The 23,694-nt window shown below is 69.3% G+C and carries 17 protein-coding genes; 1 reads left to right on the top strand and 16 read right to left on the bottom strand.

Going from position 1 to position 23,694, the window contains the following annotated elements:
- Positions 1 to 210: 210 nt before the first annotated feature.
- From AC1RRW_RS18550 to AC1RRW_RS18610, 13 genes are all read right to left on the bottom strand, one after another.
- Positions 211 to 1,695, bottom strand: coding sequence for an amidohydrolase family protein (locus AC1RRW_RS18550; RefSeq protein ID WP_492902632.1), 1,485 nt, complete (start codon positions 1,693 to 1,695; stop codon positions 211 to 213).
- Positions 1,696 to 1,729: 34 nt separating this feature from the next.
- A complete protein-coding gene (locus AC1RRW_RS18555; protein ID WP_492902634.1) occupies positions 1,730 to 3,451 on the bottom strand; it encodes a dipeptide ABC transporter ATP-binding protein in 1,722 nt (573 codons plus the stop codon).
- The gene (locus AC1RRW_RS18560; protein ID WP_492902635.1) at positions 3,448 to 4,347 is read right to left on the bottom strand and encodes an ABC transporter permease; all 900 of its coding nucleotides are present in this window, start codon (positions 4,345 to 4,347) and stop codon (positions 3,448 to 3,450) included. Before AC1RRW_RS18560 ends, AC1RRW_RS18555 begins: the two co-directional genes overlap by 4 nt.
- The gene (locus AC1RRW_RS18565) at positions 4,347 to 5,318 is read right to left on the bottom strand and encodes an ABC transporter permease (protein ID WP_492902637.1); all 972 of its coding nucleotides are present in this window, start codon (positions 5,316 to 5,318) and stop codon (positions 4,347 to 4,349) included. Before AC1RRW_RS18565 ends, AC1RRW_RS18560 begins: the two co-directional genes overlap by 1 nt.
- 25 nt (positions 5,319 to 5,343) lie before the next feature.
- Positions 5,344 to 6,912, bottom strand: coding sequence for an ABC transporter substrate-binding protein (locus AC1RRW_RS18570; protein ID WP_492902638.1), 1,569 nt, complete (start codon positions 6,910 to 6,912; stop codon positions 5,344 to 5,346).
- A 144-nt stretch (positions 6,913 to 7,056) separates the two neighbouring features.
- Complete coding sequence (locus tag AC1RRW_RS18575; protein WP_492902640.1) at positions 7,057 to 7,962, bottom strand: amidohydrolase family protein; 906 nt, start codon at positions 7,960 to 7,962, stop codon at positions 7,057 to 7,059.
- Positions 7,963 to 7,966: 4 nt separating this feature from the next.
- Entirely contained in the window at positions 7,967 to 8,869 is a 903-nt protein-coding gene (locus tag AC1RRW_RS18580; RefSeq protein WP_492902642.1) for an NAD(P)-dependent oxidoreductase, read from the bottom strand.
- 63 nt (positions 8,870 to 8,932) lie between these two features.
- Positions 8,933 to 10,267, bottom strand: a complete 1,335-nt coding sequence (locus AC1RRW_RS18585) for a YncE family protein (protein WP_492902643.1) — start codon at positions 10,265 to 10,267, stop codon at positions 8,933 to 8,935.
- 55 nt (positions 10,268 to 10,322) lie between these two features.
- A complete protein-coding gene (locus tag AC1RRW_RS18590) occupies positions 10,323 to 13,241 on the bottom strand; it encodes an FAD-binding and (Fe-S)-binding domain-containing protein (RefSeq protein ID WP_492902645.1) in 2,919 nt (972 codons plus the stop codon).
- A 149-nt stretch (positions 13,242 to 13,390) separates the two neighbouring features.
- Entirely contained in the window at positions 13,391 to 14,917 is a 1,527-nt protein-coding gene (locus AC1RRW_RS18595; protein ID WP_492902647.1) for a tripartite tricarboxylate transporter permease, read from the bottom strand.
- A 2-nt stretch (positions 14,918 to 14,919) separates the two neighbouring features.
- Positions 14,920 to 15,423, bottom strand: coding sequence for a tripartite tricarboxylate transporter TctB family protein (locus tag AC1RRW_RS18600; RefSeq protein ID WP_492902649.1), 504 nt, complete (start codon positions 15,421 to 15,423; stop codon positions 14,920 to 14,922).
- 138 nt (positions 15,424 to 15,561) lie between these two features.
- Complete coding sequence (locus AC1RRW_RS18605) at positions 15,562 to 16,545, bottom strand: Bug family tripartite tricarboxylate transporter substrate binding protein (RefSeq protein WP_492902651.1); 984 nt, start codon at positions 16,543 to 16,545, stop codon at positions 15,562 to 15,564.
- A 124-nt stretch (positions 16,546 to 16,669) separates the two neighbouring features.
- A complete protein-coding gene (locus AC1RRW_RS18610; protein ID WP_492902653.1) occupies positions 16,670 to 17,395 on the bottom strand; it encodes a GntR family transcriptional regulator in 726 nt (241 codons plus the stop codon).
- 168 nt (positions 17,396 to 17,563) lie between these two features.
- Between AC1RRW_RS18610 and AC1RRW_RS18615 the strand changes: the two genes are divergently transcribed.
- Positions 17,564 to 18,763 (top strand): pyridoxal-phosphate-dependent aminotransferase family protein, encoded by a 1,200-nt coding sequence (locus tag AC1RRW_RS18615; RefSeq protein WP_492902655.1) that lies wholly within the window; start codon positions 17,564 to 17,566, stop codon positions 18,761 to 18,763.
- Positions 18,764 to 18,860: 97 nt separating this feature from the next.
- Here AC1RRW_RS18615 and AC1RRW_RS18620 read toward each other — a convergent pair whose 3' ends face one another.
- From AC1RRW_RS18620 to AC1RRW_RS18630, 3 genes are all read right to left on the bottom strand, one after another.
- Positions 18,861 to 19,604 (bottom strand): SapC family protein, encoded by a 744-nt coding sequence (locus AC1RRW_RS18620; protein WP_492902657.1) that lies wholly within the window; start codon positions 19,602 to 19,604, stop codon positions 18,861 to 18,863.
- A 33-nt stretch (positions 19,605 to 19,637) separates the two neighbouring features.
- Positions 19,638 to 21,296 (bottom strand): ShlB/FhaC/HecB family hemolysin secretion/activation protein, encoded by a 1,659-nt coding sequence (locus tag AC1RRW_RS18625; RefSeq protein ID WP_492902659.1) that lies wholly within the window; start codon positions 21,294 to 21,296, stop codon positions 19,638 to 19,640.
- Positions 21,293 to 23,694, bottom strand: a 2,402-nt coding sequence (locus AC1RRW_RS18630) for a beta strand repeat-containing protein (protein WP_492902660.1), incomplete at its 5' end; no start/stop codon positions are given. The genes AC1RRW_RS18630 and AC1RRW_RS18625, both read right to left, overlap by 4 nt.

Genomic DNA, 23,694 nt, shown 5'->3' on the forward strand with positions numbered 1-23,694 from the left:
GTCGATCCCTCCGCCGGAACCATCGTCTGCGAAGGAGGCGTCCGGGAGTTGGCCGGCGACCGGAGACGAGAGCGCAATCGGTTACCGTCTCACCCTGCCGAACTGCCCCCCACCCCAACCCTCCCCACCGCGAGCGGGGAGAGGGAGCGGAGAGCGGCGCGCGCCACTCTCCTTCCAACAACCGGCCCGTCCCGGCGACGCGGCCGGCCATCAGCTCTTCTTCAGCCCGGTCAGGCCGCGCGCCTCGACCTGGTCCATGGCGCGGACCTGGCCCCAGAAGCTCGCCGGCGTCTCCAGCAGATGCCGGAAGCCGCAATGGTCGAGCATCCACTCGGTCTGCGCCTGCGCGGCGTCGAGGACCGCATCCTCGTTCACGAACATCGCCTTGCGGCCGCGCAGCGCGATGCGCCCGTCGACGATGACGGTGTCGACGTCGTTGCCGTTGGCGAAATAGACCAGCCGGAACAGCGGCATGTTGGCCGGGTAGAGATGCGGCCGGCGCCAGTCGAGCAGCACCGCGTCGGCCTTCTTGCCGACCTCCAGCGAGCCGATCTCCTTCGACAGCCCAAGCGCGCGCGCCGCATCGACCGTGCACATCTCCAGCACGCGCCCCGGCGGCAGCCAGCTCGGATCGTGGTGGAAGGTGCGGTGGTAGTGCATGCATTGCTGCATGTGCCGGAACATGTCGCCGGAGCGGTCGGGCGCGGTCGCGTCCGAGCCGAGGCAGACATTGGCGCCGGCCTCCAGCAGCTCCGTCACCGGGCAGCGCGCCAGGATCGAGGCGACGGCGCTCGGGTTGTGGACGATGTTGGCGCCGGTATCGGCGACGATCGCGATCTCGTCCTGCGTCAGCGCGGTCGAGTGCGAGAGCAGCGCATGGGGGCCGAGCAGGCCGAGTTCATGGGCATAGGCGACGCTGCCCCTCGTGTGGCCGTCCTGGGTGAAGACGAGCCCGGCCTCCCTGGCGAAATCCGACATGCGGCGGCCCTGCGCGCGCGCGTCGACCAGATCCGAGGCGGAGAGCGAGGCCTCGTGCTCGGCCCGCAGCGTCGGCGTGATCAGCGCGATGTTGAGTCGCTGGCCGAGCGTGCCGTGGCGCGTCTCGACCAGCTTGCGGCAGGTCTCGAACATGTCCTCGAAGGTCGTGGCGTGCTCTTTCGCGGCGCCGTTCTCGAAGCGGGCATAGGTGCGCGGGAAGGGCGGGCGCGTCGCGCCGACCGCCAGCACGGAGCGCGTGCCGATCTCTGCGACGCCGTCGAGATGGGCCTCGCCATAGATCGGCTCGTCGCAACGCATAATGGTGTCGCCGCCGCCGAGCAGCGCGACCGCCGTGGTGACGCCGAAGCGCAGCCGCTCCAGCGCCGCGAGCTGCGCCTCGGCGCGCCAGAACTCCGGCGTCGAGGCGACGGTGTAGACGGTATGGCAGACCTCGTACCATTCGTCGCTGCGTCCGCCGCCCATGGTCTTGATCAGGCCGTGGCCGGCGTGGGTGTGAGCGTCGATCAGGCCTGGCATCACGATCATGCCGGCGGCGTCGATCACGGTCGCTGCCTCGCCATGGCTGGCCGTGAGTTCGGCCGTCGTGCCGACGGCGACGATGCGGTCACCCGCGATCGCGACCGCGCCGTCCTCGATGACGCGGCGCGTCTCGTCCATCGTCACGACGACGCCGTGCCGGATCAGGATGTCGGTCATGGGCAGGCTCCGGCTTGGGCTGATGCGGGCGAGCTCAAGGCGCCTCGCCGCGGATGCGCCCGAGCGTCGGCACGAGCGAGAGAAGCTGGCGGGTGTAGTCGGCCTGCGGCGCGGCGAAGAGCGCCTCGGACTCGGCCATCTCGATGATTCTGCCTGAGCGCATCACCGCGACGCGGTCGCACATCTGTCGGATCACGGCGAGGTCGTGGCTGATCAGCAGCAGCGTCAGCCCGGTCGCGTCGCGCAGATCCTTGAGCAGGTTCAGGATCTGCGCCTGCACCGAGACGTCGAGCGAGGAGGTCGGCTCGTCGCAGACGATCAGGCGCGGCCGTGCCCCGAGCGCCCGCGCGATCGAGAGCCGCTGACGCTGTCCTCCCGAGAAGGCGTGCGGGAAGCGCCGCGCCGCCTCGGGCGGCAGGCCGACGGCCTCGATCAGCAGGTCGACATCGGCCGCCGCCTCGGCGCGGGTGCGGGCGAGTTCGTAGAACAGGATCGGTTCGGCCAGGATGCGCCCGACCCGCATGCGCGCGTTGAGCGAGGAATAGGGGTCCTGGAAGATCATCTGGATGGCGCGGCGCGCCTTGCCGAGGCGCGGCGCGGCGGACTCGCCGGCGATGACCTTGCCGTCGAAGCGGATCGTGCCGCCGGTCGGCTTGCGCAGGCCGGCGACGACGTTGGCGATGGTGGTCTTGCCGCAGCCGCTCTCGCCGACGAGGCCGAAGACCTCGCCCTGGCGGATGTCGAAGCTGACGCCGTCGACGGCGCGGAAGGCGCGCGCGCCGCGCCCGGCGAGAAAGCCCGCGCCGTAGTCGACGCCGAGGTTCTCGACCGAGAGCAACGGGGCGGCGTCGTGCGCCGGCACGGCCACGGCCCCTTCCGTGCCGGCCCGGCGGCGCAGCTCGATTCGCGCGACCTCGGCGCTGCCCTGATTGACGCCGTCGAGCATCGGGAAGCGGTCGAGCCTGACGTCGATGCGCGGCACCGCGCCGATCAGCGCCCTGGCGTAATCCGCCTGCGGCCGGCGCAGCACCCGCGCGACCGGCCCGCTCTCGACGATATGGCCGCGATGCATGATCGTGACGCTGTCGGCGATCTGCGCGACCACGCCCATGTTGTGGGTGACGAGCAGGATGCCGATGCCGCGATTGTCGGCGAGGCCGCGCAGCAGGTCGAGGATCTGCGCCTGGATCGAGACGTCGAGAGCCGTCGTCGGCTCGTCGGCGACGAGCAGGCGCGGCTCGCAGGCGAGCGCGCAGGCGATGACGACGCGCTGGCGCTGCCCGCCCGAAAGCTGGTGCGGATAGGCCGAAAGCCTGCGTTCCGGCTCGGGGATGCCGACGGCCCTGAGCAGGTCGAGCGCCCGTGCCCGCGCCGCCTGGCGATCGAGCGGCAGATGCGCGCGCAGGGTCTCGACGAGCTGGCTCTCGATGGTGAAGAGCGGGTTCAGGCTCGTCATCGGGTCCTGGAAGACCGCGCCGATGTCGCGCCCGAGCCGGACCGCGCCCGGTCGCGTCGGGTCGAAGGGCTTGCCGTCGAGCGCGATGGCGCCCGAGGCGATCCGGCCGGGTTTTTCCAGCAGGCCGAGCACGGCGTTGCCGATCGTGGTCTTGCCCGCGCCGGATTCGCCGACCAGCGCATGGATTTCACCCGGCGCGATGGTGAGCGTCGCGCCTTCGACGGCGACGAGCGTGCCGCCTTCGCCGAGCGGGTATTCGATGCGCAGCCTGTCGATGGCGAGGATGGGGGCGGCGCTCATCCGCGCCCCCTCAACTTCGGATTGAACAGGTCGCGCAGCCAGTCGCCGACGATGTTGACGCCGAGCACGAGCAGCACCAGCAGCAGCGCCGGAAACAGCGCGATCCACCAGACGCCGGAGAAGACGAACTCGTTGCCGATGCGGATCAGCGTGCCGAGCGAGGGGTAGGTCGGCGGCATGCCGACGCCGAGGAAGGACAGGGTGGCTTCGGTCAGCACGGCGGCGGCGAGGTTGATCGTCGCGATCACCAGCACCGGCCCCATCACGTTAGGCAGGATGTGGCGCAGCATGATCTGGCGCGAGGGCAGGCCGATGACCTTGACGGCGCGGACATAGTCGCGCGCGCTCTCGACCATGGTCGCGGCCCTCACGGTGCGGGCGTACTGCACCCATTCGTGGATCGCGATCGCGCCGACGAGGATGATCGGCGCCCATTCGGCCGAGCTCGCCGCCGGGAACAGCATGCGCGCGATGCCGGCGACGAGCAGGGCCAGCAGGATCGTCGGGAAACTCAGGATGATGTCGCCGAAGCGCATGATCGCGGCGTCGACCCAGCCGCCGAAATAGCCCGCGAGCAGGCCGAGGCCCACGCCGACCACGGCCGCGACGACGACCGCGCCGCCGCCGATCAGGATCGAGACGCGCGCGCCGTAGAGCATGGCCGAGAAGAGGTCGCGGCCCTGGTTGTCGGTGCCGAGCAGGAAGCGAGGATCGCCCTCGGGCGAAAAGCGCGGCGGCAGTTCGGCGTCGATCAGGTTGAAGCTGGTCAGGTCGGTCGGATTGAACGGCGCGATCAGCGGCGCGAGCGCCGCCGCCGCGATGATGACGAGCGCGAGCAGGCCTGCGAGCCAGACCGAGAGCGGCACGCGCCGCAGCCTGCGGGAGAGCGAGGCCATCAGCTTGCCTTCACGCGCAGGCGCGGATCGACCACGGCATAGAGCAGATCGACCACGGTGTTGATCAGGACGAAGAGCAGCCCGACGAAGAGCAGATAGGCCGCCATCACCGGCACATCGGAGAAGCTGACGGCCTGGATGAAGAGCAGCCCCATGCCTGGCCACTGGAACACCGTCTCGGTGACGATGGCGAAGGCGATCAGCGAGCCGATCTGCAGCCCCGTGACGGTGATCACCGGCATCAGCGCGTTGCGCAAGGCGAGCTTGAAATGGATCCGGCGCAGCGACAGCCCCCGCGCCCGGGCGAAGCGGATATAGTCGCTGGAAAGCACGTCGATCAGCTCGGAGCGGACCAGCCGCATGATCAGGGTGAGCTGGTAGAGCGTCAGCGTGATCGAGGGCAGGATCAGCGCCTTCAGCCCGCTCAGCGTCAGGAACCCGGTCGACCACGGGCCGAGCCGCACGGTCTCGCCGCGCCCGAAGGAGGGCAGCAGGCCGAGCGTCACCGCGAAGGTCAGGATCAGGACGATGCCGGTGACGAAGGTCGGCGTCGAGATGCCGATCAGCGAGACCGCCTGGACGAGCCGCGCTGCGATGGCGTCGGGTTTCAGCGCGCAGAGCACGCCGAGCGGGATGCCGAGCGCCAGCGACAGAAGCGTCGCCATCAGCACGAGTTCGAGCGTGGCCGGCAGCCTTTCCGCGATCAGCCCCGCGACCGGGCGCTGGTTGCGATAGCTGACGCCGAGATCGCCCTTGAGCGTGCGCCCGAGGAACCGCCCGAACTGGACGATGACCGGCTGGTCGAGCCCGAGCGCCTGCCTGAGCCGCGCCTTCTCCGGGACGCTGGCGTCCTCCCGCACCATCCCGGCGACGGGATCGCCGACGAAGCGGAACATCACGAAGGACACCGCGCAGACGGCCAGCATCACCAGCGCCGCCTGGCCGAGCCGGGCGAGGAGGAACCTCAGCATCGTCCGATCCTGCTCGCGGGCGCGCTCACTTCACCTGCGCGAACCATAGCCGGACATACTCGTCCGGGAATTGCGGAACCTCGATGCCGGCCTTCGCCGCCCAGGCGACCGGCTGCTGGTGCAGCGGGATATAGGCGACCGTATCCCTGGCGATCTTCATCGCCTCGACCAGCATGGCGCGGCGCTTGGGCTCGTCGAGCTCGACCGCCGCGAGCCGCGTCAGCTCCTCGATGCGGGCGTTGACATAGCCCATGCGGTTGGAGCCGCCATAGGCCTCCTTCGGCTCGGTCAGCAGCGCCGAGAGAACGCTGAACCCGTCCATCGGCGGCAAGGTGGCCCAGCCCAGCATGAAGGCGTCGACCTCGCCCTTGTCGATACGGGGGAAATAGGTCGCGCGCGACTCTGTCTTCGGCTCGGTCTGAACCCCGATGCGCGTCCACATCGCGGCGATCGCGACGCAGGTCTGCTCGTCGTTGATGTAGCGGTCGTTGGGGCAGGTTAGCCCGGTCTTGAAGCCGTTCGGATAGCCGGCCTCGGCCAGCAGTTTCTTCGCCTTTTCAGGGTCGTAGCCGAGCAGCTTGTCGTTGGTCTCGGCATAGCCCGGCACCGGCGGCGCGACCAGCGTGCCGGTGTTGCGCGACTTGGCCCGCATCACCCGCTTCTGGATGGCGTCGATGTCGATGGCGTGCCAGAGCGCCTGGCGCACCTTGAGGTCGAGCATCGGATTCTTCTGGCCCGGCATCGCCAGCAGTTCGGGACGGTGGTTCAGGCCGAGGAAGATCAGCCGCAGCGACGGCTCCTCGATCACCTTGAAGCCCGAGGCGGCGCCGATCCGCGCCAGATCCTGCAGCGGCGCGGGCGCGATCAGCTCGAGTTCGCCCGAGAGCAGCGCCGCGACGCGGGTGGCGTCCGACTTGATCGGCCTGAACTCGATCCGGGTCAGGTTGTGCTCCGGCTTGTCCCACCAGTCGGGATTGACGACGAGGTTGGTGCCGGCGTCGGGCTTGTAGGATTCGAGCTTGAACGGGCCGGTGCCGATCGCCGCGGTCGAGGCGGCGGTCGTCGCGCCGGTCGAGATGTTGCCGGCCTTGAGCGCGCCGTTCGCCTCCATCCACTCCTTGTCCAGGATGTAGACGCCGGCGAGGTCGTTCAGCAGCAGCGGATACGGCCCGTTGGTGACGAGATCGACGGTGAAGTCGTCGACCTTCTCCGCCCTGATCACGGCCGAGAGATTGCCCCTGGCCCGCGTGGCCGGGTCGATCAGCCGCGTCACCGAGGCGACCACGTCGTCCGCGGTGAAGGCGTTGCCGTTGTGGAACTTGACGCCCTTGCGCAGCTCGAAGCGCCAGGTGTCGGGCTTGATCGTCTTCCAGCTCGTCGCCAGCGCGGGCTCCAGCTGCATCGTCTTGCCGCGCCTGACCAGCGGGTCGAAGACGTGGTGCAGCATCGCCGTGGTGAAGCTCTCCGTATGGGCATAGGGGTCGAGCGTGGCGATGTCGGTGTTGGCCGACCAGCGCAGGGTCTTGGCCTCGGCGGCGGTGGCGACAAGCGCGGCCGCCGACGCGGCGGCCAAGAGCGTGACGATCCGGTTCATGCGACACCCCTCTGCGACTGAGCCTGTTTTGTATGCGGTATGATAGGCAAATTGCATACACTCCGGTCAAGCGGGAAATCGTGGCGCCGTGTCGGATCCGTGCTCCTTGTTTCATCACCGCCGGCGCTGGCGGCGACCGCGCCCTCAGAGCCGGTAGATCCGCGCCGCATTGTCGTGGAAGAGCCGCGCCCGGTCTTCGTCCGGGCGATCCGCCGTCGCCGCGAGGAAGCCGGAGAAGATCGCGTCGAAACCGCCGACCAGGCTGTCGACCGGGAAATTGCTGGCGAAGAGCGAGCGCTCGACCCCGAAGATCGCGATCGCGTCGCGGATGATCGGCTCGTTGCCGGCCTCGGCCCATGGGATGCCGGGCCGGCCGATGCCGGAGATTTTCAGCGCGATGTTGGGCTGGGCCGCGGCCAGTTCCAGCGCGCCGCGCCAGGCCTTGAGCGCCTCCGGGCTGCGGTCGGAGGGCAGGGCGGCGTGGTTGATGACGATCTGCGTTTCGGGGACGTCGCGCGCCAGCGCGGCGGCGGCGTCGAGATGCCACCACGGTGTCTGCAGGTCGTAGGACAGGCCGTTGCGGGCGAGATGGGCATAGCCCGCGCGCCAGGCGGGATCGTCCATCGAGCCCGGCTGGCCGCGCCTGGCGTCGTTCGCGTCGCCGGCCGCCGCCGGCTTGTGGCGGATGCCGCGCACGATCGGGATCGCGGCATGGGCGGCGAGAAGTTCGGCCGCGCCGGGGTCGGCGAGGTCGCACCAGGCCACCACGGCCGAGGGCAGGCCGTGCTCGGCCGCGACGCCCGCGATCCAGCGGCTTTCCCCGAGCGCGTTCGCGCGCTCCCATTCCGCCTCGACATAGACCGAGCCGACCACAGCCCAGCCGGCGGTGTCGCGGCGGTAGTCGGCCGGCATGTAGGTCTTGCGGATGGCGGAGTAGTCGCCGTAGCGGAACCGGATCGGCGGCTCGTCGCTGAGCCAGGGATGGTGGTTGCGATCGAGGTCCCAGACATGGTGATGCGCGTCGATCAGCTTCGCCGGCCTGTTCGGCATCCCCCTAGCTCCCGCCGCCGCGTTGGCTCGCCTCGTATTCGTAGAGCTTCACCACGGCGGCTGAATCGCTCATCTCGTGGCCGAGCCCGACATAGGCCGCATAGCGCGCCACGCCCTGATCGATGACCGAAAGCTCCAGTCCGAGATCGCGCGAGAACGCTTTCACCGCCTTGAGGTCCTTGAGCAATTGTCGCGCATAGCTCGCCGGAGGCTCGAAGGCCCGCTGCTGCATCTGCGGGTAGAGCCGTTGCAGCAGACTGGAATCGGCATGGCCGCCGGCGAGGCATTGCGGCAGGCGCGCGGCGTCGATTCCGGCGGCTTCGGCCAGCATCAGCGCCTCGGCCATCAGCACATAGCCGGTGCCGACGATCGCCTGGTTGATGATCTTGGTGGTCTGGCCCGCGCCGACCGGGCCCATATGGGTGACGTTGCCCGCCATTGCGTCGAGCAGCGGCTTTGCCGCGGCGAAATCCGCCTTGGAGCCGCCGGCCATGACCGTCATGCCGCCATTGCGGGCAAGCCGCGGCCCGCCGGAAACCGGCGCATCGACCCAGCCGATGCCGCGCTCGGCCTTGAGCCGCGCGGCGGCCTGGCGGGTGCCCTCGGGATCGGCGGTGGAGAAGTCGATCAGAAGCCTGGCCGGTCCCGCCGCGGCCGCGACGCCGTCCTCGCCGAAGACGCAGGCCTCGACGGCGGCCATGTGCAGCACGCACAGCATCGCCACGTCGCTCGCGGCCGCCACCTCGGCCGGCGACGCGGCGGGCCTTGCGCCATGCGGCACGACGCTGTCGAGCCGCTCCGGCTCGAGGTTCCAGACCGTGACCTCGTAGCCCTGGTCGAGCAGGCGGCGCGTCATCGCCTCGCCCATGATGCCGATGCCGATGAAGCCGATGCGCGGCCTGGTCATGACTGCCTGCCCCTCCTCGCGAAGCCCATGCGTCGCCAGGCGCGCCGCATGGGCCGTCGGCGCTCAGTTGGCCTGGAACGCGCCGATCATGTAGCTCTCGTTGCCGATCTCGGTGACGCGGCCCTTCACCTCGTAGGTCGCGAGATCGACGATCCAGACCACGCTGGAGTTCGGCTTGCCCTTGGGCGCGCCGGTGATCGCGGCGTATTTTCCGTCCTTGGTGACGGCGACGCCGCGCGGCCGCGAGGGCTCGCCGCCCGGCGTCTTCAGCTCGATCCGCCTGATCGTCGCCGGCTGTCCGGCGATCGCCTTCTCGACATCGATGATGTCGATGTTGTTCGAGCGGAAATGCGTCGAGAGCACGCGCTTGCCGTCCGGCAGGAAGGCGGCGACGAACGGGCGCGTCGGCACGGCCTTGTCGTCGGTGCCGACGAGCACGCGCGCGACCTCGGCCTTGGCCGGCTCGCTCAGCGCCTTCTCGACATCGATGATCGAGACGGTGTTGCCGGCGACGTCGGTCTGGGCGCTTTCGCGCGAGGCATGGGCGACGAGCTTTCCGTCCGGGCTCGTCGAGATGCCGAAGCCGCCGGCCTGGACCGGGATGCGCGCCGTCTCGGCGCCGGCCTCGCCCTTGATCGCCTTGGCGAGGCTCATCACCGTGATGTCGTCGGTGCCGCCATTGGCCCCGAAGATCGTGCCGCCGCCGAGCGGGCTGATGGTGACGCCGTTGGTGTCGGGGAAGCAGCCGAACTTCGGGTCCGGCGCGCGGTGCGGCACCGGGTTCGGCGGGCAGGGGAAGCCGGGCTTGCCGAAAGCCTGCTCGATCTTCTGGATCACCTTGTTGGTGGTCAGGTCGACGATGCTGAGATGGCGCCCGCCATCCTCGTCGCCCTCCTGCTCGGCATGGGCCAGCACGGCATACTTGCCGTCGGCCGCGATGGCGAAGCCTGTCGCGCCGAAGCCGCCCGTCTCGATATAGCCCTCGACGGCGCCGAGCGTTTCGTTGGCCTTGGGGTCGAGCGCCTTGGTCAGGTCGAGCACCGTCACCATGCCGGCGTGGCCGTGCTGGAAGGCGGCGGCGGCTTCGGGTTTGGTCCGCCCCGAATGGTTGACGACATAGGCCTTGCGTTCGTCGGGCGCGATCGCGATCGAGATCGGCTGGCCGCTGGAGATCACGGTCTTGCCGTCGACCTGAATGTCCGGCGTCACGCGCAGCCGGTTGACCACGGCCTTCGGCGTGCCGTCATTGGCCGGGTCGATCGCCTTGGCGAGGTCGATCACCAGGACGACATTGTCCCAGCGTCCGCTGGCGAGAAAATAGTCCTTGGCCATGGCCTCCTGGGTCGGTCCGAGCGCGGCGAGCGCGAAGGCGCCGCCGAGAAGCATCGTGCGTAGCATGGTCTTTCCTCCGGTTGAATCGCCCGTTTGCCGGGTCGTTGAGAACTTGCGTCGGTCACGTCTCCAATGCGGCGGCGAGCACGCGGGCGACGTGGATGGCCTGCCGCCCGGCTCCGTCATGGATCTGGTGGCGGCAGCTCGTGCCGTCGGCGACGATGAGGTCTTCTGTTGCGGCCTTGCGGATGGCCGGCAGCAGCGAAAGCTCGCCCATGGCCAGCGAGACGTCGATGGTCGCGGCCGCATAGCCGAACGCGCCCGACATGCCGCAGCAGCTCGATTCGATCGGCCGGACCTCCAGCCCGGGGATGGCGCGCAAGGTCTCCTCGACCGCGCCCATCGCGTCGAAGGCCTTCTGGTGGCAATGGCCGTGCAGATGCGCGATGCGACCGGCCTGGGGTGCGAAGGGCAGGGTGGTCGTTCCGGCCTTGATGTCGGCGGCGAGCAGTTCCTCCAGCAGCAGCGCGGCCTTGGCCACGGGCTCGACTTCCGTCTTCGGCAGCAGCGCCGAGAACTCGTCCCGGAAGGTGAAGAGGCAGGACGGCTCCAGCCCGACGATGCGCGCGCCCTTGGCGACGTAGGGGGAGAGCGCGTCGAGCGTCCGCCGCGCCTCGGAACGCGCCTCGTCGACCAGCCCGGCCGAAAGGAACGTCCGCCCGCAACAGAGCGGCCGGCTGCCGGCTGTGGGCTCGACCTTGTGGATGCGGTAGCCGCCGGCGTCGAGGATCGTGGCGGCGGCCTCAAGGTTCTCGCGCTCGAAATAGCGGTTGAAGGTGTCGCCGAAGAGCACGACGTCGCGCCCGTCGCCCAGCACGTCGGCCGGCTTCGCGGCGTTGCCGGCCTGCGCCCATGGCTTGCGCCAGACCGGCAGCGAGCGCCGCGCGCTGAAGCCGGCGATCCGCTCGCTCAGCCGCGCCAGCAGCGGAATCCTGTCGCGCAGGTTCATCACGGCCGGGAGCCGCGTCGCCCATGGCGCGTAGCGCGGCAGCCAGGCGATCAGCCGCTCCTTCAGCGGCACGCCATGCTTGCCGTGATAGTGGTGCAGAAACTCGATCTTCATCCGCGCCATGTCGACGCCGGTCGGGCAGTCGCGCTTGCAGCCCTTGCAGGAGACGCAGAGATCGAGCGTCTCTTTCATCTCCGGCGAGGTGAAGGCGTCCGGTCCGAGCTGGCCTGACAGAGCGAGCCGCAGGCTGTTGGCGCGGCCGCGGGTGACGTGCTGCTCCTCCCGCGTGGCGCGCCAGGAGGGGCACATCGTACCGCCGCTCATCTTCCGGCAGGCGCCGTTGTTGTTGCACATCTCGACCGCGCCGCCGAGCCCGCCCCAGTCGGACCAGTCGAGCGCGGTCTGCGTCGGGATCGGCGTGGCGTAGCCCGGCGCGAAGCGCATCAGCGCGCGGTCGTCCATATGGTAGGGCCGGACGATCTTGCCGGGGTTGAGCCTGTTGTCTGGATCGAAGCCGTCCTTGACCTGCTCGAAGGCGCGGGTGAGGGGGCCGCCGAACATCGGCTCGACGAAATCCGAGCGCGAGATGCCGTCGCCATGCTCGCCCGAGAACGAACCCTTGAATTGGCGCACCAGTGCGCAGGCCTCCTCGGCGATGGCGCGCATCGCGCGGACGCCGGCCTCGTCCTTCATGTTCAGGATCGGGCGGACATGCAGGCAGCCGACCGAGGCATGGGCATACCAGGTGCCGCGCGTGCCGTGGCGCGCGAACAGCGCGGTCACCGCGTCGGTGTAGTCGGCGAGGTGTTCGAGCGGGACGGCGCAGTCCTCGATGAAGGAAACCGGCTTCCCGTCGCCCTTCATCGACATCATGATGTTGAGGCAGGCCTCGCGCACCTCCCAGACCGGCTTCTGCCGAGCGGGCTCGACCACCTCGACGACGGCATTGCCGAAGCCGTGATCGGCCATGCACTGGTCGAGGCGCTTGAGGTCGCGCTTCAGCGCGGACGGCTCGTCGCCGGCGAACTCGACCAGCAGCAGGCAGTTCGGCTGGCCGCGCGTGATGTCGGCGAGCGTGCGCACGAAGAGCGGGATGTCGGCGCCGAGGGTGAGCACGTTGTTGTCGACGAGCTCGACCGCGACCGGCCCAAGCGCCACGATGTGGCGCGTCGTCTCCATGGCCGCGCGGAAGTCGGGGAAATGGCAGACGCCCATGACGCGATGCGTGGGCAGGGGCGAAAGCCCGAGCGTCGCCTCGGTGGTGACGGCGAGCGTGCCCTCCGAGCCGACCAGCAGGTGCGACAGGTTCGGCTGCGCGGAGAGCAACTCGTCGAGATTGTAGCCGCCGACCCGGCGCTGCACCTTCGGGAAGATCGCCTCGATCCCGGCGCGGTGGCCGTCGGCGAGGGCGAGCATTCGCGTCATCAGATCGCGGGCCCGCGCCGAGGCGTTGTCGCCGACCGGCCCGTCGCCCAGCGCGAAGGGCTCGCCGTCATGGAACATCGCCTTCATGGCGAGGACGTTGTCGACGGTCTTGCCGTAGCGCAGCGAGCGCGCGCCCGAGGAGTTGTTGCCGGTCATGCCGCCGATGGTGCAGCGGCTCGCGGTCGAGGGCTCGACGGGGAAGAACAGGCCGTCCTTCCTGACATGCGCGTTCAGCGCCTCCAGCACGAGGCCGGGCGCGACCGAGATCGTCCGATTGGCCGGATCGTAGTCGCGGATGCCGTTGAAATGCCGGCTCATGTCGAGGATCAGCGCGTCGCCGATCGGCTGGCCGTTCTGCGATGTCCCGCCGCCGCGCGCGATCACCGGCACGCCATGCTCGGCCGCGATCGTCAGCGCCGCCGCGATATCGGCGTCCGATTTCGGGAAGGCGACGCCCTGCGGCACGATCTGGTAGATCGAGGCGTCGGTGGCGTAGCGGCCGCGTGTAAAAGCGTCGAAGCGGACCTCGCCCTCGAGCGCCTGCGCCAGCCGGCGTTCGAGCCCGAGATTGCGGGCATGGGTTCGAGGCAGGGCGGACTGGTTCATAGTCGTGCCAGCACTCGCGCCGTCATCCCGGGCGTAGCGAAGCGAAGACCCGGAACCTTCATCGGCTGCGTTCCGGAACGGATCCCGGATCCGCGCGGCTTCGCCGCTTGTCCGGGATGACGGCGCGCTTTTTCCGTTGAGGTCATGCGTCACCCGATCTCGGCCGGTTGGTCCTTCGGCCGCCCGCGCCGGCGCGCCTTGCCGATCAGATCCGTCAACGGCCCCCAGAGCAGCAGCAGCATGGCGAGCACGACGAGCGTGCCGACGAGGCCGTTGGCCCAGAACACGTTGAGCGAGCCGCTCGAGCCGAGCAGGGCCTGCCGGAACGAATCCTCCGCCCTGTCCCCGAGCACCAGCGCCAGCACGAGCGGCGCGAGCGGATAGTCGAGCTTCTTGAAGACGTAGCCGATGATGCCGAAGAGCAGCATCAGCCAGATGTCGAAGATCGAGTTGGAGATCGTATAGGCGCCGATGGCGCAGACGATCAGGATCACCGGCGCGACGTAGGAGAACGGAATCCGCATGATCGCCGCGAACAGCGGCACCGTCGCCAGTACGATGACGAGGCCGGCGAGATTGCCGAGATACATCGAGGCGATGAGCCCCCAGACGAACTGCTTCTGCTCGACGAAAAGCAGCGGACCGGGCTGCAGCCCCCAGACGAGCAGGCCGCCGAGCAGCACGGCGGCCGTCGCCGAGCCAGGAATGCCGAGCGCCAGCATCGGCAGCAGCGCCGCCGTGCCGGCCGCATGCGCCGCGGTCTCGGGCGCGAGCACGCCCTCGATCTCGCCCTTGCCGAAGCTGGCGGGGTTCCTGGAGAACCGCTTGGCGAGGCCGTAGCCCATGAAGGAGGCGGCGATCGCTCCGCCCGGCGTCACGCCCATCCACATGCCGACGACGGCCGAGCGCGCCAATGTCGCCCAGTAGCGCGGCAGGCCGGCCCAGGTCCGCAGCACGACCTTGAGATCGATTTTCGCCTGCTTGCCCTTGAAGACGAGCCCTTCCTCGACCGTGAGCAGAATCTCGCCGACGCCGAACAGGCCGATCACCACGATGAGGAAGTCGAAGCCGCGCATCAGCTCCATCGAGCCGAAGGTCATGCGCAGATCGCCCGAGATCGAATCGAGCCCGACCGCGGCGAGCAGGAAGCCGATGCAGAGCGAGGCCAGTATCTTGGCGCGGTTCTCCCGGCCCATGCCAATGAAGGAGCAGAAGGTCAGGAGGAACACGGCGAAGAACTCGGCCGGCCCGAACCGGAGCGCGAAGGAGGCGACGAGCGGGGCGACGAAGGTGATCAGGATGACGCCCGAGATCGCGCCGATGAAGGAGGCGGTGAAGGCCGCCGTCAGCGCCTCGGCCGCCTTGCCCTGCACCGCCATCGGATAGCCGTCGAAGGTCGTCGCGACCGACCAGGCCTCGCCCGGGATGTTGAACAGGATCGAGGTGATCGCGCCGCCGAACAGCGCGCCCCAGTAGATCGAGGAGAGCAGGATGATCGCCGAGGTCGGGTCCATGCCGAAGGTCAGCGGCAGCAGGATCGCGACGCCGTTGGGGCCGCCCAGCCCCGGCAGCACGCCGACGATGATCCCGAGCACCACGCCGATCGCCATGAAGCCGATGTTCTGCCAGGACAGCGCGAGCTGGAAGCCGGCGAACAGGGAGTTCAGGTCATCCATCGTCAGTATCCGAGCGCGGCTTCGAGCGGGCCCTTGGGCAGCGGCACCCGGAACTGCAGCTCGAACACCCAGAAGCAGGCGAGCGGGACGAGGATCGCGGTGAGCCCGATCACGTACCAGCGCGAGGTCGCGACGACGCCCATGAAGATCACGATGAAGACAGCGGACGCCACGTAAAGCCCGAGCGGCTGGATCAGCGCGACGAAGACGATCAGCGGGCCGAGCACCCGCATGACCTGGCCGAGCTGTTCGTAGCTGACGAAGACGCCGTCCTGCGGCGACCGGAACGACTGCACCAGGATGAACAGCGACGCCGCCAGGAAGATCCAGCCGACGCGGGCCGGGAAGAAGCCGTTCTGCGGGCCGTTGTCCCAGCCCGCGCCGCGCCCGTAGGAATCGTAGAGCACGACGCAGGCGAGGCCGATCAGGATCGCCGCGACGATGCGCTCGACCGGGCGGCGGGAAAGGCCGGGCGGGACGGTTTCGGTCTCAGTCGGCATTGTCATTCAACATTCCCCGCGAGGTCGTCCCGGACAAGCCGCGAAGCGGCGCTGATCCGGGACCCATGCCTGAACCGTTCCGGAATGGATCCCGGCTCTTCGCCGCGCCGCGGCCGGGACGGCCCGCGCCGCGGCGGCCGCGACTCACTTCGCCATGAAGCCGGCTTCGCTCATCAGCTTCTCGTGCTTGGCCTCGTCCTGCTTCAGGAACGAGACGAAGGCCTCGCCGTCGCGATAGTCGGGCACGAGCGCGCTGCGGGCGAGATAGTCCTTCCACTCGGCCGTTTCGGAGACCTTCTTGAACAGGTTCACGTAATAGGCCTGCTGGTCCTTGGTGACCTTGCCGGGCATGAACATGCCGCGCAGCATGGTATAGGTCACGTTCAGCCCCTGCGACGGGCAGGTCGGGATGTCGGCCCAGGATTTCCCGTCGGCGACCTTCTCGGTGTAGCTCATCTTCTGGTCGGAAAAGACGCAGAGCGGCTTTGTCGCGCCGCCGCGCCAGTTGGCGACGTCCTCGGCCGGATTGTTGGTCGAGCCCTCGATATGTCCACCCGAGAGCTGGGTCGATGCCTGCCCGCCGCTGGTGTGCGGGATGTAGGCGAACTTCACGCCGGACGCCTTCTCCATCGCGGAGACGATCAGGTTGTCCTCGCGCTTGGACGAGGTGCCGCCCATCTTCATGGGCTGCGGCGCGGCCTTGGCCGCCTTTATGAAGTCGTCGGCCGTCTGGTAGGGCGACTTGGCGTTGACCCAGAGCACGAAGGAATCCTGCGCCATCATCGCGATCGGCGTGTAGTCGGTCCAGCTCAGCGGCAGCTTGGTCGCCATCGGCGTCATGAAGATGCCGCTCGACGTGGTGATCAGCTTGTGCGGGTCGCCGGCCGATTTCTGGATCTCGAGCATGCCCTCGGCGCCGCCGGCGGCAGGCTTGTTGACGACGATGATCGGCTGCGAGGCGAGGTTGTTCTTCTGGATCACGCCCTGGATGGTGCGCGCCATCTGGTCCGACGCGCCGCCGGCGGCGAAGGGCACGACGATCTCGATCGCCTTGGTCGGCTCCCAGGCGAAGACCGGCGTCGCGCCGGCGAGCACTGTGGCGGATGCGGCAAGCCAATGAGTCTTCATGGTCGGACCTCCCTGATGTCGCGCTCTGACGGCGTCGTGAGGAGAGCCTAGAACCAAAAAATTTTGCATTCAATCTGAAAATGAGATTCAGGCGGATTGAGCGCTAAACGGAGGCGACGAGCCGTCAATCCTCGGCCTGGGCCGCCTTGCGCTTGTTGCGCAGGTGCAGGAACAGGATGTCGCTGAGTTCGGAGCCGGCGCGGCGGCGCAGCGCGTCGAGGATCGCCTCGTGCTCGCGCATCGCCTCGCCCCAGCGGTCGCGCTGCTTGGCCATGTTGGCGGAATAGCGCACGCGCCGGATCCGCCCGGCGAAGCTGGCATAGGTCGCGCTCAGCGCGGCATTGCCGGCCGCCGCGACGATCATGGCGTGGATCGCCTGGTTGCACTGGAAATAGCCATGCATCTCGCGGCGCAGGTAGTATCGGTACATCTCATGATGAACCTGCTCGATTTCTGCGACTTGATCGTCCGAAATGCGGTCGCAGGCGAGGCGGCCGGCCAGCGCCTCGAGCCCGCCCATCACGTCGAACAGCTCGCGCAGCTCGTCCGCGCCGAGCTCGCGCACCCGCGCGCCGCGATTGGGCAGGAGCTCGATCAGCCCTTCGGCGGCGAGAACCTTGAGCGCCTCGCGCAAGGGCGTGCGGGAAATGCCGAAGCGCTCGCAGAGCTGGCGCTCGGGGATGCGGGCGCCGTCGGCGAGATGGCCCTCGACGATGTGGTCGCGCAGCGCGACCAGCAGCTCGTCATGCAGCGAGACGCCCTGTCTGGCCGCATCGGGGGACGCGCGGTAGACTGGCGCGGGGCGGGCGCGCTCGTCGCCCGGACGCGGCTCTGTGATGGCGCTGCTCATGCCAGTTCGGTACTGCAATGAAAAGACGCTGTCGAGACTCTAGCGGCACAAATTGAATTTCGATCAATGGTTGCCTTCAAAAAAAATGAATGCAAAAAGACCGGATCAGCCAACTGACGCCGGCAGAACGCGTCGCGCGCTTGAACTGCGCATTCGGGAGGAAACGCCATGGCAACGCAGCAGGGTCGTCATTTCCTGCACATTCCGGGCCCGAGCCCGATCCCGGACCGGATCCTGCGCGCGATCGCCATGCCGATCATCGACCACCGCAGCGCCGAGTTCGCCGTCCTCGGCAAGGAGGTGCTGGAGGGCTGCAAGGCCGTCTTCCGGACGAAGCAGCCGGTGGTGATCTATCCGGCCTCGGGCACCGGCGCGTGGGAGGCGGCGATCGTCAACACGCTCTCGCCCGGCGACACGGTTCTGATGGCCGAGACCGGCCATTTCGCCACGCTCTGGAAGCAGATCGCGACGCGCTTCGGCATGGAGGTCGAGTTCATCCCCGGCGACTGGCGTCGCGGCGCCGATCCCGCCGCGATCGAGGCGCGGCTCTCCGAGGACAAGGCGCGCAAGATCAAGGCCGTGATGGTCGTCCACAACGAGACCTCGACCGGCTCGACCAGCCGGATCGCCGAGATCCGCAAGGCGATCGACAGGGCCGGCCATCCGGCGCTGTTCATGGTCGACACGATCTCCTCGCTCGCCTCGGTCGATTACCGCCATGACGAATGGCAGGTCGACGTCACGGTCTCGGGCTCGCAGAAGGGCCTGATGCTGCCGCCCGGGCTGAGCTTCAACGCGATCTCCGAAAAGGCGATGGCCGCCTCGAAGAGGAACACGTTGCCGCGCTCGTTCTGGGACTGGCAGGAGATGGTCAAGATCAACGCCGGCGGCTTCTTCCCCTACACGCCGGCGACGAACCTGCTCTACGGGCTGAAGGAAGCGCTCGCCATGCTGCGGGAGGAGGGGCTCGACGCCGTCTTCGCCCGGCACAGGCGACTGGCCGCCGCGTGCCGCGCCGCCGTCGGGGCCTGGGGGCTGGAGGTGCTGTGCCAGAACCCGGCCGAGCATTCGCCGGTGCTGACAGCGGTGGTGATGCCGCCGAGCCATAGCGCCGACCGCTATCGCAAGATCGCGCTGGAGAAGTACAACATCTCGCTCGGCTCGGGACTGGGCAAGGTCGCCGACAAGGTCTTCCGCATCGGCCATCTCGGCGAGTGCAACGAGTTGATGCTGCTCGGCGCATTGTCCGGCGTCGAGATGGGCTTGGCCGCCGCCGGCGTGCCGCATCGCAGCGGCGGCGTCGCGGCGGCGATGGCGCTGCTGGAGGAGGGCGACGCCTCGAACGCACCGAGGGCCGCGGTGGCGTAAGGTTTTTGCTTGCCGACACCAACGCCGTCATCCCGGATCCGCGCCGCTACGCGACGTGTCCGGGAGGACGCGAGGCGTTGAAACGCGACGCGGTCTCTCAGGCCGCCGCGGCGACCGCCTCCGGCGCGCGGTTCCCGAGCGCGGAGAAATTGGTCATGCTGATCAGATGCGCATAGATCGGCGCGAGATAGCCCTTGCGCTTCAGATCGAGCAGCGCCTCGTCCGGAAGCGCGTTGAGCTTTTCCTCGTTAACCGCTGAAAAACCGTGGAAATTCGAGCTTGCCCCGGTCGGCGTGCGGATGTCGATCGTCACCGTCTGGAACAGGTCGAGTTCCTTCAGCGCGCTGGTGAAGGCGGCCGTCGCATCGGCGGCTTCGGCGTACTCGGCGACGAACGTGATCGCCTGCTCCAGCGCCGCGCTCGGCTCGCCCTCCTCGGTGAAAAGACGGTCGCCGCCGCTGTCGTTGGCCTGCCGCAGGCCGGAGAAGCCGCCATCGAGGCAGATCACCTGCTGCTCCCGCGAGACGTCGCCGCCGATGAAGGGATAGCGCCTGACATAGGCCGGCGCGTGCTGGCCGGCCCAGCGGCCGGACGCATCGAGGAAATCGTTGCGCCCGCTGCGCATCCCGACCATGAACAGCGGCGAGACCTGGCCCGCCTCCTCGATGAACAGGATCGGCATGTCGCGGCAGCCGAGCACGAACTCGGCCATCAGCGCCGGGATGACGTGGCTGCCGGCCGCGAAGGCGAAGGGCCGCTCCGGCGTCTGGATGCGCAGGTCGCGGTTGGCGTCGCGGTCGAGGACGACGATCTCGGAATAGAACAGCGGTAGGGGCGCCATGGTCGTGCTGATGTCCTCTCGCGGCGATGACCCTCAGAGGGTCTTTCGCAGGGTCAACCGGAAATAGAGTTCTTGATCGCGCTGGTTTGCGGTGACGCGCTGGAGCGGGCGCGCGATGCCGCCCTCCAGCGTCGCCCAGTCGACCGGCCGCCAGGCGAGGCCGGCGCCGACGGCGGTGGCGCGCCGCACCGACGGAAAGGTCGCGTAGGTCGCGCCGTGGTCGAGGAAGATGAAGGCGTCGAGGCTCTTCAGCGGCTCGGGCAGGGCGTAGTGAAGCTCGGCCTGACCGTAATAGCCTGAATCGCCGAAGGCCGCGCCGATCGGATAGCCGCGGATCGTGGTCGGTCCGCCGATCTGGAAGACCTGGTCGCCGGGGAGCTGCGTGACGTTCGAATATTGCCAGGCCCCGACCATCGAGGCGTAGATGTCGTCGCTGATGCGCAGGATCGTCGTGGTCGTGCCGGTGAAGAGCGTGAAATCGCGCTTCTGCTGGGCGATGCGGTCCTCGAAATTGACGCGCGTCAGCGTCGGCGTCAGCATCTGCACGAAGCCCGGCAGGGTGACGTTCAGCGAAAGCCCGCCGGAGATCTTGGTGTTGCGGCTGTTCGCCGTCTCGATGTCGATGAGCTTGCTGTTGCTCAGGCCCTTGCCGAGGCTCGCCGTCGCCTGCAGCAGGATCGCGTCGGTCGCGAAGACCGGCTGCGTCAGATTGATCGCGCCGCTCTCGGAAAGGCCCTCCGGCCGCAGTTCCCTGGTCGGGCCCGTGACGATACGGAAGGCCGAGCGCGTGTAGCTGACGCCCAGCCGCGTCCCGAAGGGCGAGACCGGGATGCCGTAGCTCAGGCTGCCGAGAAGGCCGCCGCGCGAGCGCGAGCCGTAGAAGATCAGCCGGTCGTCGATGCCGAGCAGGCCGCTATGCTTCAGGAAGAGCACGCCCTGATAGCGCCCCGTCGATTTGACGCCCTGGTTGTCGAAGGAGATCTGCGCCAGGTTGCGCGGCGGCTCCGTCGCGGCGAGTTCGAGGTCGGTCAACCCGAAGGTCTGGCCGGCCCGCAACTGCGCCCGCAACTGCACCTCGTTGATCCGGTTGAAGATCGAGACCGAGCGGTTCAGCGCCGGCGCGTCGACGACCTCGCCCTGGCGGGCCGGAATCTGCGACTGCAGATACCATGGCCAGGACTGGACCGCGCCGGTCACGCTGATCGCGCCGACCTTGCCCTCGATCAGGCTGACCCTGAGCACGCCGCCGTCGAGCTTCTGCGGCGGCAGGATCGCGCTCGCGGTGACCTGGCCCTTCTCCGCATAGAGATCGTTGACCGCCTGGACGAGCGCGCCGATCGCGGCGAGATCGACGGTCTTGCCGAGATAGCGCCGGCGGATCGCGTCGAGTTCCGCGTCGCTGAGAAACGCCGACGAACCGAACTCGACCTGCTTGAGCAGGACGGTGGCGCCGCCGGCCGGAAAGGTGAGCGGCGGCGGCCGGTCCGGCGCGACGACGGCGGGGCCGCGCTGGCGCGGCGGCGTCGCCTGCCGTTCGAGGTCCAGGCGCTGGCGCTCGGCCTCGGTTTCGAGCGTGCGCGGCGTGATCTGCGCGAGAGCCGGCGCCGCGCCTGCGCAGAGCAGGGCGGTGGCGAGGCTCAGAACGATCGGGCCCGCCGAGAAGGGGGCCCGCAGGCTGATGCAGGCCGTCAAGGCTGCTCCCCGCCTCCGGCGAGATTGACGCGCGTGCCGATGCCTCCACCAAGGCTGGCGGTGGTCTCGGGATCGCGGCTGCGCCAGCGGCCGGTCGCGTCGAGCACGAAGCTGCGGGCCGTCTCGCCGAAGCTCGGGCCCGTCAGCATGGACGCACCCAGACGTGGCATGTCGCGCGCCATCGAGACCTCCGGTTCCCCGCCATTGCCACCCGGAATGCTGATCACGTCCGAATCAAACCTGATCACCATGGCATTGGTGGTGAGGCTAGCACTGTTGACCGAGACGAAGAAGGGTCTGTCGCGCTGATAGAGCTGGACATCGAAGCCGGTCAGCGGCGCGGGGCTGCGGTTGTTGGCGAGCAGGCGCAGCCCCGGCGCGTCGAGCCTGAGCGCGCCGGGCACGAAGCTCCCGAACAGGTCGAAGCGCCGCGACGTCGTGGTCAGCGTGCCGTCCACCGTCTCGAAACGCGTGGTGCGGAACGCCGTCGCATCGACCGAGAGCGCGACCTGTTCCGCCGTCCGTCCGCGCGAGCCGGCGATGGTCAGCTCGAGCGGCCGGCCCGAGGCTCCGGCAAGCTGGACGATGCTAGAGGCGATCGTGTTGCCGAGGATGACGATGCTGTCTCCGGCGCCGTAGCGGCCCAGCCGCACATCGTCCGGCGCCGAGAACGTGCCGTCGCGCGCCGCGCCGACCGCGATCCGGATCGAACCGGCCCCGCTCGCGCCGGCCAGGGCCGTCAATGTCTGCGTCGCGACGATGCTGTCGCCGTCGATCGCGCCCGCGCTGGACAGCCGCGCATCGCGGCCCGCGTCGAGCGCTCCGAAGACAATGTTCTGCGCCGTGGCCGCGATGTCGCCGCCGGCCGTCGCCGTCCCGATCGAGACGAGGTCGCGGGCGGAGACCAGCGTCAGCGTGCGGCCGGCCTTGCCGTCGACGAGGCGGACCGAGCCGTCGGCGGCGAGAGTGGCGTCGCGGCCGGCGGTGAGCCGGTTGACCGTGACGTCGCTTGCCGTGGAGGCGAAGCTGGCCGAGCCGCCGCTGCGCGCGGTCGTGACCTGCACGGCTGACGCGGCCTGTAAGGCGAGCGCTCCGGCCGCGTCGAGACTGGCCGCGTCGATCCGGCCCGTGACCGAGGCGATGGCGATGTCGCCGAGCAGCGTCGAGACGCTGCCCAGGCTGACCGCGCCGGCGCCGCGCAGCGTCGCCATATCCCCGGCGATCAGCTCGCCGACCGACAATGTCCCGCCGGACAGGCTCGCCGTGCCGCCGGAGCGCAGCGATGCGACGGTCAGGAGACCGGCCGCGTCGAGCGAGGTCGTTCCGCCGGCGCGCGCGGTCCGCAGCGTGACCCCGGACGCGGCCGAAGCGACGGAGAGATTGCGGCCCGCATCGGCGTTGTCGAGCGCGATCGCGCCATTGGCGGCGAGCGCGATGTCGCGGCTGGCCGTGAAGGCCCGGATGGCGAGCGTCGCGCCTTGCGAGGTCGCGCCGAGGTCGCGTCCGGCGGTCAGCGAATCCGCCGCGACCGCGCCCAGGGCCAACAGGGTGAGGTCGCGCTTGGCCCTGATCTCGCCGAGCGCGAGCCCGCCATTGGCCGAGCGCAGAACGAGGTCCCCGACCGTGGTCAGACCCGATTGCAGCGCGACGCCGCCGGCTCCCTCGACCGTCATCGTCGCTCCGGAGCGAAGCGCGGCGGCGCGCACGGCCCCAGTCGTCGAGACGATCGACATGCCCGTCCCGCTGGTCGCGCCGTTCAGCGCGATCAGGTCGTTTGCCGTGAGCCCGATGCGTTCGGCGGCGCTCAGCGAACGGCCCTGAATGCCGGCGTTCGACGAGGCGATCAGGTCGCCCGCGCGCGCCTCGGCGCTGTCGAGCGTGATCCCGGCCGCGGCCGCCAGCGTCGCGGTCTGGCCCGAAGAGAGCGTGTCGATGCGCAGCGTGCCGGCCGTCGAGGTCGCGGTCGTCGCGCCGCCGCTGGTCAGCGTCGCGATGGCGATCGCGCCGGGCGCGGTTGCCTCGACACCCTGCGCGCCGTCGAGACGCGTCGCCGTGACCGAGCCGCCGGTGGAGCGCACCCGCAGATCGCCGGCGCTCGTCGTCGCCGTGCCGAGCGTGACGGAGGTCGCGGCCGTGACATGCGTGGTCGCGCCGGCGTTCAACGTCCCGACATCGATCGCGCCGGCCGAGGACCGGACGTCGCCGGCGCCGCCGCTGCCGAGGCTGGCGATGGTGATCGCCTGGGCGGCGGAGATGTCGGCGGTGCCGGCGGCCGTCAGGGTCGTGCCGGTGATGCCGCCGCCCGTCGAACTGGCGACGAGATCGCCCGCCGTCGTGGCGCTGCCGAGCGTGACGCCGTTGCGGCCGGCGAGCGTCGCCGCGCCGCCGGAGGTCAGCG

This window comes from Allobosea sp. GW821-FHT12C12 (assembly GCF_058807355.1).